The following is a 14,928-nucleotide window of genomic DNA, read 5'->3' as shown; positions in this document are numbered from 1 at the left end:
CTTCACCCCTTATTAATGATTGATGTAATATTAAATTAACACGTTCATTACTTTTTTCCATCAATCCAAAGTATGAATGGATATACGAATATAGTTTAATCTCAATATCTTTATTTTTTTACACACTTAAAACAATTTCAAAGGGTATTTATTCTATTATATAGAATTATTATTAAAAATAAATTTAAGGGATGGATATATATGAGCACGGTATTATTACAAAAGGCAAATTATCTACGATCTGATGAATTAAAACTTTTGAAAAAAGCTATACATTTTGCAGAGAAAGCACATGATGGACAATACCGTCAAACTGGAGAACCATATATTATTCACCCTTTCGCGATTACAGAAATACTGCTAAATTATAAAGCTGACATTACAACATTGATTGCTGCTTTATTACACGATGTTGTAGAAGATACCGAATACTCTCTAGAAGAAATTGAATCACATTTTGGTGCGACTATTCAATATATTGTAAACGGATTAACAAAAGGAAAAAAACTACAAGATCAAAACAAAGTATTGTACGAAGCCATTAATTTTAAAAAATTACTAGTATCCTCTCAACAAGATATACGTGTTGGCATTATTAAAGTTATAGATCGCCTTCACAATATAAAAACATTGAGTGTTAAAAAACCCGCAAAACAAGTAGCTTATGCGAATGAAACATTAACACTATTTGCACCACTTGCAAAGCGATTAGGGTTATATACAATCCAGTATGAATTAGAAAATCTTGCTTTTCAATATCTACATAAAGGAAGATATACTGAAGTACATAAATTTTTAACCGAATATGTGCCACATCTTCAAAAAAATATAACTCATTTAAGAAAAGGGATACATTCTTTTTCTAATACAAACCTTTCATTTGAAATAAACTATGAGTTCCCCCCAGTATATACTACATACTCACAATTACAAGAAATACAAAATGTATCAGGTATTTCACAAATTTGTATTACAACTACAAGTGTACTAGATTGCTATAAAATTCTTGGAATAATACATCAATTATATAAACCAACTATAAACTATTTCGAGGATAATATAGCACTTGAAAATAGCCATTTTAATAACAACTTAAAAACTAAAGTCAATATGAATGATGCTGAACAAACAATTATCATTCAAACACAAATAGCAAAAACGTTGAAAGATAACGGGATTTTTTCTTTATTGAATGATAGAACTGCAAATATTCAAGCAATATCTTATAAAATAATGGATGATACAATTGTGAATAACAATTTATTAACTACAGATCCAATCACTTTCCGTAGTTTAGTATCGTATGAACTATTTGAAAATACTATTACAGCTTATACTACAGATTTACAACCAGTTTATTTACCTGATGGTGCTACAATCATTGATTTTTCTTTCTCTGCATTTCCAAAAATTGCACATAAGATGAAAAAAGCAAAAGTAAATGGGATCACTGTTCCACTTAAAACAAAGGTTTCTCATTTTGACATCATCGAAATACATTTTGATTTTAAACTAAACTTGGAATTAGATTGGCTCAATTATGCCAATACCGCTAAAGCACAATTAAATATTAAGCAAAAACTATCTTAAATAAAAGACGACTACCTTTCTAAATGGGAGTCGTCTTTTATCGTAATGAAACCATTTTTTCAAAATTGATGAAATAAATTTCTATATTCTTCAACCCTAACCCAACATCGATATTAACTGTTATATATCCGTATCAATATTAAAGTAAGTACAAAGTACAATCTATATTCTTTATGGGATATGTAAATTTATTAAGCTACGGAAAACGGCACATAACAAAGACTAGACACATATCCTAATTTTGTAACCTAACTTACCTATAGAAAGGCGGGTAATACAAATGACTTCTAATATCGACTACACTTCCCCCACAACTAATTTCACCCATGATTTAAGTAAAAGTAATTTTTTTAAGAAAAATGCCCAAAATTATATAAACGTACTTGGCATGAAACAATTAAATACGTTAGAAAATACTTCTTTATTAGATATCTATTTAAGTACAGGAAATGTTATAGAGCCGCATATTCATCAAAATGCAGCTGAACTTGTTTACTGTATTTCAGGATCTGCTGTTGTTTCCTTACTTAATCCTTTTACAAACCAAATATTAAACTTACCGATAAAACCAGGGCAAGTTGCCAACATTCCACAAGCGTGGTGGCATTATGAAATTGCTACAGCAGATGGTACTCATTTATTAGCTATTTTCGATGCCCCAACCCCAGAAGTTATTTTTGGTTCTGATATTTTAAGACTAACTCCCGCTAATATGATGGCCCATACTTACTGTCTCGATGAACAACAATGGAAACAAGCGATATCCCCTATTCAATCCACTACAGTAATTGGTCCCCCAGCAAACTGTAATCAAAACCGCGGCACGATAAACCCAACAACTCAGCCTCCTAATCCACAACAAAATTTATATTACCAAGATTCATACTATTTCCCTCTTTACTGGGGATATTAATTTATTTCATTAATAGACAATTTTTTATCTCCTCGGAAAATTCGTAGGAGATTTTTTATTGTATATCCACCATTCCTATTTTTTTCGTAACAATTAATAGAGTACATACATATAATATTTATATATTTAATTGGAGGTGATAGTACTATGAGTAATTATAACTATCGAAAAAACTACTCTAATAATAAAAATAGTAGTTCATCAGCATCCTCTCAGTCTTCGAATTCTCAATCTTCCAATTCCCAATCACAAAGAGATTTAGCCGAGCAAGGCTATGTAAAGAAAAAAGGATGTAACTGTAATAAAAACAAATAGTTTATTACTAATTTGAACTATAACATTTCAACGTTCACGATAAATACCTTACTTTCCTTGTATACCGTTTATGTAATGGATGAATTCTATTTTTAATAGAATTCATCTTTTTTATTTATAGGTAATTTTTTCAAATCATTTAACTTATTCCATAAATAATAAAGTATAAATCATACATTTTGATTTATCACCTATCTTCCCATAAAATATAGCCCTTCCTAATAAAATTAGGAAGGGCTATATACAGAATACATTACCACAAGTTATTCGATATTAATACCTGCACTTACAAATCCAGCAACTGCAGCTATTGGACTTGCTGCTGTTAATGAAACATATAACAGTATTTTATCTCCAGCAGCTACTGGAATAGCTTCAGGAATGATTCCCGATGCTGTAGCACCAATCGCTATTACAGCAAATGCTGGTGCTAATAATAAAGGTGCGCCCTGTACTGTAAACGTATTACTCGCTGCTGGTGCAGTTAATATTTGTATCTGCACTTGAACAGGTGATAATGGAGCTAATGCAGCTGTTGCACTAAAGAAACCTGCTAATGACGTAATAGTTCCTGCACGTGGTGCTACAAATGCATAATCACCTATACCTAACGCTAATGTGATACTTGTTCCACCCGTTAAAGCTATGCCAGGCTGACTAAATCCAAATCCAAGAAGAGTTCCTGTATTAGCTATTAATGCGTTAACTAACGCAGATGGTGTTGTACCTGAAGCGAATGGAATAATAGCTCCGCCACCTGTTGCTCCTGTTGCTCCTGTTAATCCTGTTGCTCCCGTTGCTCCTGTTGGACCTGTGTCTCCCGTCGGACCTGTTGGGCCTGTTGCTCCTGTCGGGCCTGTGTCTCCTGTTGGGCCTGTCGCTCCTGTTGCTCCTGTGTCTCCCGTTGGACCTGTTGGGCCTGCTACTCCTGTGTCTCCCGTTGGACCTGTTGGGCCTGTCGCTCCTGTTGCTCCTGTGTCTCCCGTTGGGCCTGTTACTCCTGCTCCTGTCGCTCCTGTCGGGCCTGTTGCTCCTGTTGCCCCTGTTGCCCCTGTTGCTCCTGTTGCTCCGCCTCCTGGACCTGTTGGACCTGTTGGACCTGTTGGGCCACCTCCTGGAGTAGCACCAATTAGTTGAACTAATAAGTTTAATAGAAGTTGTAAGCTTGCAGGATCAATAATTAAAGAGAAGAAGAATGGTGCAAGAGCACTGAAGAATTGTTGTAATAAAGAAAGTAATTGACCTAGGTCTGGGTTAGGAGATTGTAGTAAGTTAATAATACTTTGAATTAATTGTTTTAAGAAATTCCCTTCTGGAGAAGGTGCTAATTCATTTAGTAAATTCAATAGTTGAGTAAACAAATTGAGTAAAGCTAATCTGTTTGCATCACTTGGATTTGCAAAAAACGCTGCAATAGCCGCAATTAAAGAGTTTAGTAAAGTTATTAATCTTCCTAATTGTTCACTAGTAATTGGAACCGTTTGTGGATTGTTACAACAATCTGGAGTGAAAACAATCGGATTATTGCAGTTGTTATGACCAAAACAATTGTTATGTGACATTTATTTCCTCCTTACTTATCTTATATTTGAGTGTTTTCCTATTATAAGAACTATAAAATTGTGTATAGGTTTCATTCACTTAAAATAGGAAACATGAATTATAATTAAACTGAAAAAACGATATTTAATTATGTTCATGACTCACATATTAATTATATGTTTTTAATAATTGACTGCTTAGATTAAACACCTAAACTTAAGAGTTTATTTTAATTTTCCACGTTTATCTCTTAGGTCCAAAAGCACATTTTAATTTAAATCTTAAAACTAAGCATTTGCATATAACCAACAAGTAACAACACCATCTTTTCAGATAAGTAACAATATCTTTACTAAAATTATGTTCTCTCAATAATTAAGAAGCCGTTTCTATTATAGAAAACTCTCATACAATATATCGGACAAGTTATTCTACACTTCGTTCAAAAAATAATGTAGGAGGTGAGAATTAATTGCCAATCATCCAACCATTTATGGCATCTAGAAGATTTACATCTACACTAGGAGCTGGAACAGGAACAGGTGCAGCTTTTGCAATTGCTGCTACAGCTTGTTTAAACGATGCTGGTACTACTGCAACTGCTTTTCCGACTTTTACGTATTACAACTTTTATGTAAACGGTATTCTTCAACCTAGTGTGAACTCCAGTATTACTACTGGACCTACTGGTGCTATTACAATTCCTGGCGGAGATGCATTAGACGGCGGAATTCCAATTACAATCGAATTTATCGTCACTTAGTTTAACTACTTTAATGTAGAACAAAAAGACAGATTCTTGTTATTTAAGAATCTGTCTTTTTTAATTAATAATGATGAATTGCAAAATAATTGAAGAACCTTGCGTTGGTGGTTGATTATCCAATAAAGTTAGCTGACCATTACTAACTTGATATAATGGTTGTGGTTGAAGTATTCCATTAATAAACAAATTAATATAGGAAACCTCATCAGGAGGTAATATATGTGTTGTACCATATTGAGCTATCCCATCTGAATCTGTATATATAAGTTTTTCTCCATCTGAAAAAGTGTAAAATAATAAATTAGTTGTTGTTATGGGACCAATAACTCCCGTTGGACCCGTTGAACCTGTTGAGCCTGTTGCTCCTGTTACTCCCGTTGGACCTGTTACTCCCGTTGTTCCTGTTACTCCCGTTGTTCCTGTTGCTCCCGTTGTTCCTGTTACTCCCGTTGGACCTGTTGCTCCCGTTGGACCTGTTACTCCCGTTGGACCTGTTGCTCCCGTTGTTCCTGTTACTCCCGTTGGACCTGTTGCTCCCGTTGTTCCTGTTACTCCCGTTGTTCCTGTTGCTCCCGTTGTTCCTGTTACTCCCGTTGGACCTGTTGCTCCCGTTGTTCCTGTTACTCCTGTTGGACCTGTTGCTCCCGTTGTTCCTGTTACTCCCGTTGGACCTGTTGCTCCCGTTGTTCCTGTTACTCCCGTTGGACCTGTTGCTCCCGTTGGAATATAAATTGGCGGAAGAACTGGAAAGGTAGGTCCAATATTTTCAGATCTTACCATACCTTTATTCAACGATAATTTGTCATTGCGGTTCAATTTAATACCTCATTCCACATTTTTGTTTACTAATTAACAAAATATAACATCTATCATTTTGGAAAAATTCTATAACTACTTTTTCATACTAAAATGACTTTTACATATAATAAACTTTTTACCGTTGCTATAGCTAGTAGTATTAATATAATAAAATGATAGGTCCATTTCAAAATACTAAATCGGTTACGTTCTAATTTAAAAATGAGGTGATTTATATTCAAGATAAGAATGAAAAAATAAAAAAAGAACTATTATCACTGGCTCTTGAAATTATTCTTCCATACAGACTTACAGGTCCTACTGGTCCCACAGGTAATACCGGTCCCACAGGCATTACTGGACCCACAGGCATTACTGGACCCATTATTACAACAAACTCTATGTTCGCTAATAATACGTTAGGTGGTCCCATCTCAGTCATATTAGGTGGAACTAATATTCCACTTTCTAATAACCAAAGTCTCGGTAATTTTACAGTGAACGCTACAAATGATATATTTACAATTCCTGTTACTGGGAGATATTATTTAACCTACCAAGTTAATACGACAACTGCACTACTTGCTGGTACAAGGCTACTATTAAACTCTTCGACTCCACTTCCCGGATCTATTTTTTCACCCGCAATATCAACTTCAAATTATAATAATAATTTAATAACCAATTTAATTGCTGGTAATACAATTTCCCTTCAACTATTCGGCGTATTATCCATAGTTAATTTAGTTGGAGGTGGTTCAACAGGTGCCTCTTTAACAATTATACGAATCGATTAATAAATGATTCATTCTTTTTTATAATAAACATTCTTAGCTGCTAAAGTAGTAACTATTACGTCATTCCTAAACCTAATAATATTTCAATAATTTCACGACAGTGATTAAGCAATAAAAACAATTTGTACTATATTGATAGTAGAAATTATCTATACTAAATTTTCCGTATATATATTATCAATTTACACTTCTCCCTGCCAATGTTACATTGAGTAAGAAGACAGTTTATCAATTGCGAACCATCTCAATATGTATTTGATAAACCTACTCCAATCCTATACGCGAGAGCAATACTATGTTGACACTCAAACGAGTGTCTTTTTTTTATGAATTCATAAAATAAAACCATCTCTTATAGATGGTTTATCAACACACATTTCTTTATATCCTTAAAGTAATCGCAAGTTTATGAAGTTGGATAATAAATGGTCATACTTAACCGAGTTAGCGTTCGTCCGGAATTATAATACGAGTGCGATTTATCCGCCTTAAAGCGAATTGCATCCCCGCTATTTAATTTATATTGACAATCATTTATTTCAATTGTCAATTCCCCTTCAAACACCGTAATAAATTCTTCGGTCCCTTCTTTATGGCCTTCCGAACTTAATTTTCCTTCTGTTTCAATTTCAACCGTATAGATTTCAAAGTTCCTATCATCTTGAAAAGGAAAGGAAGGATACACTTTATATCTCCCATTGTCTTCTGATAATACTTGTACATCATTTCGTAAAACAACTTTCGTATCTGGTTGCGGATTATTGATTAAAGAAGTAAAAGACACTTTCAAACCATTAGCGATTTTCCATATCGTTGTTAATGTTGGGCTTGACTCTCCTCGTTCAATTTGTCCAATCATCGTTTTACTCACACCTGTTAATTGAGAGACCTTTTCTAAACTCATTTTCTCTTTTTCACGTATTGTTTTTAAATTTTTTGCTAAAATAAGTTGAATTTCTTCCATAAGAAACACCCCTACACTATATACAATATAACGACCGTTATGTATAATAAAAAGCGCACGTTATATTGTTCTTTTCGGTCATTATAACACACACTATATATTTAGGGGGTTTTGAAATGCCTATATTTTCTTTTTTGTTATTTGTTTTTATAAGTAGCTTCACACCCGGACCTAACAATTTTTTAGCTATGACATACGCCAATCAACATGGTTTAAAAAGGAGTATGCAATTTTGTTTTGGAGTAGCTTTCGGGTTTTTCATCCTCACTTCCTTATGTAGCTTCTTTAATATTGTACTAATTAATATCCTACCCATAATCGAATTCCCTTTAAAAATTTTAGGTGTAGCATACATGCTATATTTAGCTTTTAAAATACTCACTAGTAAAACTAGTACAGATCCCGATGAAAAACATAATAAAAACTTATTTACAGTGGGGATTTTTCTTCAATTTGTCAATCCTAAAGGGATACTATTCGGGCTGACTGTAGTGTCAACTTTTATTCTCCCTTACTATAATTCATATTCAAGTTTTCTACTTTCCTCATTATTTCTAGGTGTAGTCGGGTTAATGAGCACATTTAGTTGGAGCTTATTTGGTTCCATGTTCCAAAAACTTTTATTGAAACATACTAAATCATTTAACATCATTATGGCCGTTTTATTAGTTTTCAGTGCTATTTCAATTGTAATCACTTAAATTCAAATTCTAAATTTCTTTTCTTTTTAAAAATATTGCTAAGATGCCCAATGAATTTCCCACTTACATGCATTACTTATCAATTTTCAAGGCGGGCGTCTCCTATATCTAACCTTATTCATACGAGATAAAAATTTTAAAAGAGGATTACTCATTATAAGTAATCCTCTTTTTCGGACTATTGATTTTTAAATATTCTGTTCCACTAAACTAAAATCTTTACTTAACTTCATACCACCAGCCTTTACGATCAAGATAATCTGTCATTCCTTTAAGTTGCGTATCTGAAGTTGGTTCAGAGATAAAATATGTTAAACCATCAGATTGTAAGATGAAGTTAGCTGTCATTTTTAGTGACGTTAATGCTCCCATTACATCGGGTGTTTCATATGGTGAAAAAGCTCCTGATTGAATGATATTTTTTTGGGCTGGCGGAGTTGTCCCACCAGATTGCCCCGTTAATGCATATACAATTGAATTAGCAATCTTATCTGGATCCCATTTTGCCATATCTGCTTCATTATCAATAAATCCAAGTTCAATTAAGATTGCAGGTGCTTTCGTATTCGATAACACATAAAGGTCTTTTCGTTCCTTTGCACCACGATTTGACCAGCCAATATCTTTTGAAAGTTGCGCTGCTATTTTTGCTGATAAAGCTTGTTGGTCATAGTACAAAACTTCAACACCGTTAGCTTTCGTATCATATGAGTTTAAGTGAAATGAAACTACTAAATCTACATCATGTGAGTTTGTTTTTGATACAATATTATTTAAATTTTGAGCTTGCGTTGTCCCTACTTCATCAGTATCATCATACACTGTATGCCCCAATGCTCTTAATTTAGCAACAACTGCATCCTTCACTTGGCGATCCATAATATGTTCTTTCCGATTTCCATAATTCGCACCCTGTACAATACTATTGTGACCTGCATGTAAACTATATCTAGCCATTGTTCAACATCCCCTTTTTTATTACTATATTCAAAGCTCGTCTTATTGTCCGGTCAAATATCCTGTACATCTCCAGCAAACAAAATTTGGGCACTAATCTATTTTTAAATTTTTAATTCAAGATTATTTATTTTCTAAAACAAAGATCTCATAAATACCCCAACTAATATTTTTAAGTTGCGGCATTCACGTATTTAAACTATTCATTTCAAAATCTTTTTATATTAATACACAAAAATAAGCTATAATATAAGTTTCTGTTCTTTAGAAGGGGTTTAATGGCTGATCAATATAAATTTTTGATACTCATTGTTACAGTATTTTTTTCTTTCTTTTCCTAAATAAAAGATTTCCGTAACACTTCAAAAAATTTCTTTTTGGGGAGCTTTGCAATCCTAACAAGCTTTATATTATTATTAACTCACGCTTTAGAATTAACTCCAATACTTCTCTATTCAGCACAGATGGCACTTGAGATTATTACAATTCCGCGTAAATTAATACTTCCATTTGTCACTGAAGCTGCTAGTTTTTGCTAACGAGAGGTGATCAATATAAATTGGAAACAAAAATACAATCCAAAGTATCTCTTTTACCGCATGTATAGTTATATTTATAAAGCCCTTGATGATATATCATGGTCCTTAAAATAATTTAGATTGTTATGAGTACACATTTTTTGTGTGCTCTTTTCATATCCCTATAAAATAACGCTTTCATTTCAAAGTTATATTGTTATTAAATTATCTATTCTACTCCTCTTCTCTTGTTCATATGCCGAGTTGTTTATTCATAAATTAAAAATAATTGACATAACTGAATGGAGGCTAACTATGTATTTTGCAAATATTATTAAATACGGACGCGTTCCGCACTTTAACTCTAACTTCCCTTTGATTTTATTTTGGAGTCAGAAAAGTGGCTGTACTTCACTTGCACATTGGTTTTTTTATCAAATAAATTTATTTAAACAAGCCATAAAATACGATTCCTTCATCCATAATTATGAAAATGAAATATACAAAAACTCCTCCGACTACTTTATTGAACTAGCTGCGGCTTTATATACAAACGGAAAAGATTCCTATAAATTAGTAAGAAACCCCTATACAAGAGCTGTAAGTTCATTCTTTTCACTAATTGCCCCCCCTCACATAGAAAACCCAGCATGGAATCCTATTCGGAATTTTTATTATGGTAATGAATTTTGTAATAAGCCTATTTCATTTAAAATCTTTCTCTACTATTTAAAAGCGCAAATGAAAGATTTACAACAAGTAGATCCACATTTAATGCAGCAATATGAACCAGCTGAGGAGGAGTTTGTTACGAAGTATATCTACCTTGAAAATTTCTCTACTGAAATTGCGCACTTAGAACAAACATATCAATTAAAAACTTCTCCTTTACACATACTAACCAAATCATGGCATCATCAGAAGGAAAGAGCGATTTTTAGAGGTGATTTTGCAGATGCTGATATTACCGATCCTTTATTCCCACGCCTCCCAACATACGATAGTTTTTATGATTATGAAACTATCCAATTAGTACAAGATATTTTTAATAAAGATTTTAGCACGTACAATTACCCATTAACTCCTTTAAAAAATAAGTGATTTTCTAATTGTAGTTTCATATATTATAGAGAAACTTAAATTCACCTATTTAAGTTTCCTCATACAACACTTTTTTGGAACAATTTTTACATCCAAAAATTACAAGTGAACGATTGGGGTCATAAAGGTGTTTTCATAACCTTACGCATGTTTTACCTTGGATGCAAGAATACGCAGGTAAAACATTTAGTGAACAACTATTTGGATAATAATGTTTACAAATATAAAAATACGGTTTCTCTTTCCTAGAGAAACCGCATCATATTAAAGTTTTTATTAAATTTTAAACTGACTCGTATACAAATCAAAGTAAAACCCTCTATCTTCCATAAGAGATTCATGATTCCCTCTTTCCAAAACACTTCCATCTTTTATAACAAGGATTTGATCTGCTTTTTCAATCGTTTTCAGTCGATGAGCGATTACGAAACTTGTTCGACCTCTCATTAAATTGTTTAGTCCTTCTTGTATTTGTAATTCTGTTCTCGTATCAATATTAGATGTCGCTTCATCAAGAATTAATATATCTGCATCTGCTAAAATCGCCCGCGCAATCGCAAGAAGTTGTTTTTGTCCTTGACTTAAATTCGATCCTTCTGAAGCAATTTTTGTTTCATATTGATTCGGTAAATGTTTAATAAAAGAATGTGCAGATGCTGCCTTAGCTGCATTGATTACTTCTTCATCACTAGCATCTAGTCGACCATAACGGATATTATCCATAATTGTCCCAGCAAATAAATACGTATCTTGTAAAACTACCCCTATTTTACTCCGCAACGAATTCATATCATACTCTTTTATATCTTTTCCATCGATATGAATTTGCCCTTGTTGTATATCGTAAAAGCGAGTTAGCAAATTAATGATTGTTGTTTTGCCCGATCCAGTTGGACCAACTAAAGCAATTGTCTCCCCTGGCTGTGCCTTAAGACTCACTTCTTTTAAAATCGTTTTATTTTCCTCATAACCAAATGAAACATTCTCGAGTGCAACATGCCCTTGTAAATTTTGTACAATGCATGCATCTTTTTTATTTTGAATTTCCGGTACTTCATCCATAATTTCAAATACACGCTCTCCACCAGCAACTGCCGCTTGAATTGTATTCATTAAAGTTGCGAATTGACTGAGTGGTCTTGAGAATTGACGAGAATAATTAATAAAAGCCGCAATGACACCTACTGTTGTCATTCCATTTAAAACCATAACTGAACCAGTCCCAATTACAAGCCCCATACCTAAGTTATTTATAAAGTTCATACTTGGAAAAATAAAAGCTGAAAATGTATCCGCCTTCGTAGCTGAAACTCTTAGTTGTTCATTAATTTTATTGAAATTTTGTACGGTTTCTTTTTCTTTCCCATATAACGTTGTAACATCCGCTCCTGTTATAGCTTCCTCAATAAAACCATTTAATTCTCCTAAATCTCGTTGACGCTTTGCAAAGTTTTTACCACTATAAGTAACTAGTTTTTTTGTAACGAAAAACATAATAGGTACTGTAATTAAAGTAACAATTGCTAAAATCCAATCTAATGCGAACATCGCAATCGTTACACCTATAAAGGTTAATGCTGATGAAATAATTTGTACAACACTTTGTGTCAACGCTTGATTCAAATTATCTATATCATTTGTAACACGGCTCATTAAATCCCCTTGAGAACGTACATCAAAGAACCGTAAAGAAAGCGTTTGGATTTTCTCAAAAATATCTTGTCGTATTTTTTGTATTGTTTTTAATGCAACGTTAACCATGACAAATGTTTGTAGCCAAGTTAACAATACTGTTACACCGTAAATCGCGATAAGTAACATACACATTCTTGCAGTTCCACTTAAATCTTTCGGTACAATATATTGATCTATAATTACTCCCATTAAATAAGGACCTAATAATCCAAGTAACGTCGTAACAAATACTAAAAATATAACGAACGTAAGAGCAGCCTTTTGATACCCCATATAGTTCCATACTCGCATTACTGTTCCTTTAGTATTTCTAGCTTTACCCATCTTAGGGGCTTTACGTCCACCTTTATTAGCAAATTGCCCTTGAAAATTACGCATGTTCTTTCCCACCTTCTTTATGTAAATTGCCACCTTGGGAAAGATAGATTTCTTGATATACCTCACATTGTTCTAACAATTCTTCATGTGTACCATCACCAACTAATTCACCGTTATCTAAAACGAGAATTTTATCAGCATCTATTATAGATGAGATTTTAGAGGCGATTAATAATGTTGTTGTTCCTTTATATTCTGTTCTTAATGCCGATTGAATGTTAGATTCTGATTTCGCATCAACTGCTGATGTAGAATCATCTAATATAAGAATGGATGGCTTTCTCACAAGTGCCCTTGCAATTGATACACGTTGTTTTTGTCCACCTGATAAATTCGTCGCACCTTGTGTTAAATGATATTGATATGAATCTTCCAACTTGTTAATAAACTCAGTCGCACAAGCTGATGAAGCCGCTACTTCCAGTTCGTCATTCGTTGCATCTTCTTTACCATAACGTAAGTTCTCTTCTATGCTACCTGAAAACAATAATGCCTTTTGAGGTACAAACCCGATTGAAGCACGAAGTTTTTGTAAATCGTATGCTCTAACATTTATTCCATCAATGCATACTTCCCCATGATCAACATCGTATAAACGCGGTAACAGTTTTGCTAAAGTAGATTTACCACTTCCTGTAGAACCGATAATTCCTACTTTTTCACCTTTACATATGTTAAATGAAATATCTTTTAAAACATATTCATTATTTTTCGTGTAACTATAACTAACATTTTTAAAGTCAATTTGTCCCTCAATTTGATTAGGTGCAACTGCATTTGTTTCCGTCGTAATATCAACCTCAGTATTTAAAACTTGCTGTACACGATCCGCAGATGGAAATGCTCGCGCGATTTGCATAAATACCATACTTATAGACATAAGTGACATTAAAATAATATTCAAATAGTTTATAAACGCTAAAATAGCTCCTACTTGAAGCGTTCCATCAAATACTTTTTCTCCACCAATCCATAATGTTGCGACAATCCCACCGCTTACAACTAACATAATGATTGGCATCATTAAAGAAATAAGCTGCACCGCTCGAATATTTATCTTCGTTAAATTTGTATTAACATTTCCAAACTGAGTAATTTCATATTTTTGTCTTACATACGCTTTAATAACACGTACTCCAGATAAATTTTCTTGTAGCTTTGTATTCACTTTATCTAATGCTTCTTGCACTTTTTTGAACGTCCCGCTCGCTTTACTTGCAATGAATATAATCGCAAGTAATAAAATTGGAACAACTACAAGTAATATAGGAAATAACTCGCGTGCTGTTACAAAAACAATTATTATACTTCCGATAAATAACAAAGGACCACGAACAAGTACACGTAATGTCATCGTCATCGCCGATTGAATAGAAGTAATATCATTTGTCACAATCGTTAATAATTTCCCAGTTCCAAATGAATCACGATTTTCACTAGAAAATGTTTCTATTTTCGCAAATACATCTTTTCGTATGTCTGTAGCGAAATTAACAGCTGCTTTTGTAGAATACATCATACACCCAAGTCCTCCAACTAAACCGAGTGCTGCAGCTCCTATCATAAGAAGCCCCATTTTTATTACATAATTCAAATCACGATTTGCTATCCCAACATCAATAATATGTTGCATAATAGTCGGTTGAATTAAGTCCATCGCAACCTCAAGTACCATAAATAGTGGTCCAATAATAGCGAAGAACATGTATGGTTTTAAATAATGTAATAATTTGCGAAATGATTTCATACTTCATCTCCTTTTTCCTATGAAATTACCATTTAATAATTCATACCCTCCTTACTTAAGCTATATAATTTTGAGTTTTCCAGTACTTCTATTATATTATGCAAATTAATATTTAACATTATTAAATGATAAGCATTTATGACTTT

At 33.2% G+C, this 14,928-nt stretch carries 12 protein-coding genes and 1 pseudogene; 7 read left to right on the top strand and 6 right to left on the bottom strand.

Annotation, left to right across the window (positions count from 1 at the left end; translation table 11 throughout):
- The first annotated feature begins 201 nt into the window (after positions 1-201).
- Both NHG49_RS12585 and NHG49_RS12580 read left to right on the top strand, forming a co-directional pair.
- Entirely contained in the window at positions 202-1,590 is a 1,389-nt protein-coding gene (locus NHG49_RS12585; RefSeq protein WP_098110721.1) for an HD domain-containing protein, read from the top strand.
- Between the two features lie 280 nt (positions 1,591-1,870).
- Positions 1,871-2,503: a cupin domain-containing protein gene (locus tag NHG49_RS12580; RefSeq protein ID WP_064474135.1), complete on the top strand. Its 633-nt coding sequence runs from the start codon at positions 1,871-1,873 to the stop codon at positions 2,501-2,503.
- A 578-nt stretch (positions 2,504-3,081) separates the two neighbouring features.
- Here NHG49_RS12580 and NHG49_RS12575 read toward each other — a convergent pair.
- A complete protein-coding gene (locus tag NHG49_RS12575) occupies positions 3,082-4,380 on the bottom strand; it encodes an exosporium glycoprotein BclB-related protein (RefSeq protein ID WP_098625555.1) in 1,299 nt (432 codons plus the stop codon).
- Positions 4,381-4,832: 452 nt separating this feature from the next.
- Here NHG49_RS12575 and NHG49_RS12570 point away from each other — a divergent pair, with 452 nt between their 5' ends.
- Complete coding sequence (locus NHG49_RS12570; protein ID WP_001121646.1) at positions 4,833-5,123, top strand: DUF4183 domain-containing protein; 291 nt, start codon at positions 4,833-4,835, stop codon at positions 5,121-5,123.
- Between the two features lie 60 nt (positions 5,124-5,183).
- On the opposite strand, the gene NHG49_RS12565 is transcribed toward NHG49_RS12570, so the two are convergent.
- Complete coding sequence (locus NHG49_RS12565; protein WP_258126086.1) at positions 5,184-5,942, bottom strand: DUF4183 domain-containing protein; 759 nt, start codon at positions 5,940-5,942, stop codon at positions 5,184-5,186.
- Between the two features lie 209 nt (positions 5,943-6,151).
- Between NHG49_RS12565 and NHG49_RS12560 the strand changes: the two genes are divergently transcribed.
- Complete coding sequence (locus NHG49_RS12560) at positions 6,152-6,721, top strand: BclA C-terminal domain-containing protein (RefSeq protein ID WP_242289880.1); 570 nt, start codon at positions 6,152-6,154, stop codon at positions 6,719-6,721.
- Between the two features lie 406 nt (positions 6,722-7,127).
- On the opposite strand, the gene NHG49_RS12555 is transcribed toward NHG49_RS12560, so the two are convergent.
- On the bottom strand, positions 7,128-7,685 hold the full coding sequence (locus NHG49_RS12555) for a helix-turn-helix domain-containing protein (RefSeq protein WP_064474131.1): 558 nt from the start codon (positions 7,683-7,685) through the stop codon (positions 7,128-7,130).
- Positions 7,686-7,801: 116 nt separating this feature from the next.
- Here NHG49_RS12555 and NHG49_RS12550 point away from each other — a divergent pair, with 116 nt between their 5' ends.
- Positions 7,802-8,386 carry a LysE family transporter gene (locus NHG49_RS12550; RefSeq protein ID WP_064474130.1) on the top strand — a complete coding sequence of 195 codons (585 nt, stop codon included), beginning with the start codon at positions 7,802-7,804 and terminating at the stop codon, positions 8,384-8,386.
- Positions 8,387-8,605: 219 nt separating this feature from the next.
- On the opposite strand, the gene NHG49_RS12545 is transcribed toward NHG49_RS12550, so the two are convergent.
- A complete protein-coding gene (locus NHG49_RS12545) occupies positions 8,606-9,343 on the bottom strand; it encodes an N-acetylmuramoyl-L-alanine amidase (protein ID WP_064474129.1) in 738 nt (245 codons plus the stop codon).
- Between the two features lie 278 nt (positions 9,344-9,621).
- Here NHG49_RS12545 and NHG49_RS12540 point away from each other — a divergent pair.
- Positions 9,622-9,882, top strand: a pseudogene (locus NHG49_RS12540) (hypothetical protein).
- A 294-nt stretch (positions 9,883-10,176) separates the two neighbouring features.
- Positions 10,177-10,962, top strand: a complete 786-nt coding sequence (locus NHG49_RS12535; RefSeq protein WP_064474128.1) for a sulfotransferase family 2 domain-containing protein — start codon at positions 10,177-10,179, stop codon at positions 10,960-10,962.
- A gap of 276 nt (positions 10,963-11,238) precedes the next feature.
- On the opposite strand, the gene NHG49_RS12530 is transcribed toward NHG49_RS12535, so the two are convergent.
- Complete coding sequence (locus NHG49_RS12530) at positions 11,239-13,035, bottom strand: ABC transporter ATP-binding protein (RefSeq protein ID WP_258126084.1); 1,797 nt, start codon at positions 13,033-13,035, stop codon at positions 11,239-11,241.
- Positions 13,028-14,782, bottom strand: a complete 1,755-nt coding sequence (locus tag NHG49_RS12525) for an ABC transporter ATP-binding protein (protein ID WP_088046636.1) — start codon at positions 14,780-14,782, stop codon at positions 13,028-13,030. Before NHG49_RS12525 ends, NHG49_RS12530 begins: the two co-directional genes overlap by 8 nt.
- Positions 14,783-14,928 lie beyond the last annotated feature (146 nt).

This window comes from Bacillus sp. IBL03825 (assembly GCF_024712505.1).
Classification (GTDB): Bacteria; Bacillota; Bacilli; order Bacillales; family Bacillaceae_G; genus Bacillus_A; species Bacillus_A wiedmannii.
This window is presented reverse-complemented; position numbering and strand designations above follow the sequence as displayed.

Excerpts from the sequence above, each read along its gene's own strand:
- NHG49_RS12585 (WP_098110721.1), top strand. The coding sequence starts at position 202 with ATGAGCACGGTATTATTACAAAAGGCAAATTATCTACGATCTGATGAA.
- NHG49_RS12580 (WP_064474135.1), top strand. The coding sequence starts at position 1,871 with ATGACTTCTAATATCGACTACACTTCCCCCACAACTAATTTCACCCAT.
- NHG49_RS12575 (WP_098625555.1), bottom strand. The coding sequence starts at position 4,380 with ATGTCACATAACAATTGTTTTGGTCATAACAACTGCAATAATCCGATT.
- NHG49_RS12555 (WP_064474131.1), bottom strand. The coding sequence starts at position 7,685 with ATGGAAGAAATTCAACTTATTTTAGCAAAAAATTTAAAAACAATACGT.
- NHG49_RS12550 (WP_064474130.1), top strand. The coding sequence starts at position 7,802 with ATGCCTATATTTTCTTTTTTGTTATTTGTTTTTATAAGTAGCTTCACA.
- NHG49_RS12545 (WP_064474129.1), bottom strand. The coding sequence starts at position 9,343 with ATGGCTAGATATAGTTTACATGCAGGTCACAATAGTATTGTACAGGGT.
- NHG49_RS12535 (WP_064474128.1), top strand. The coding sequence starts at position 10,177 with ATGTATTTTGCAAATATTATTAAATACGGACGCGTTCCGCACTTTAAC.
- NHG49_RS12530 (WP_258126084.1), bottom strand. The coding sequence starts at position 13,035 with ATGCGTAATTTTCAAGGGCAATTTGCTAATAAAGGTGGACGTAAAGCC.
- NHG49_RS12525 (WP_088046636.1), bottom strand. The coding sequence starts at position 14,782 with ATGAAATCATTTCGCAAATTATTACATTATTTAAAACCATACATGTTC.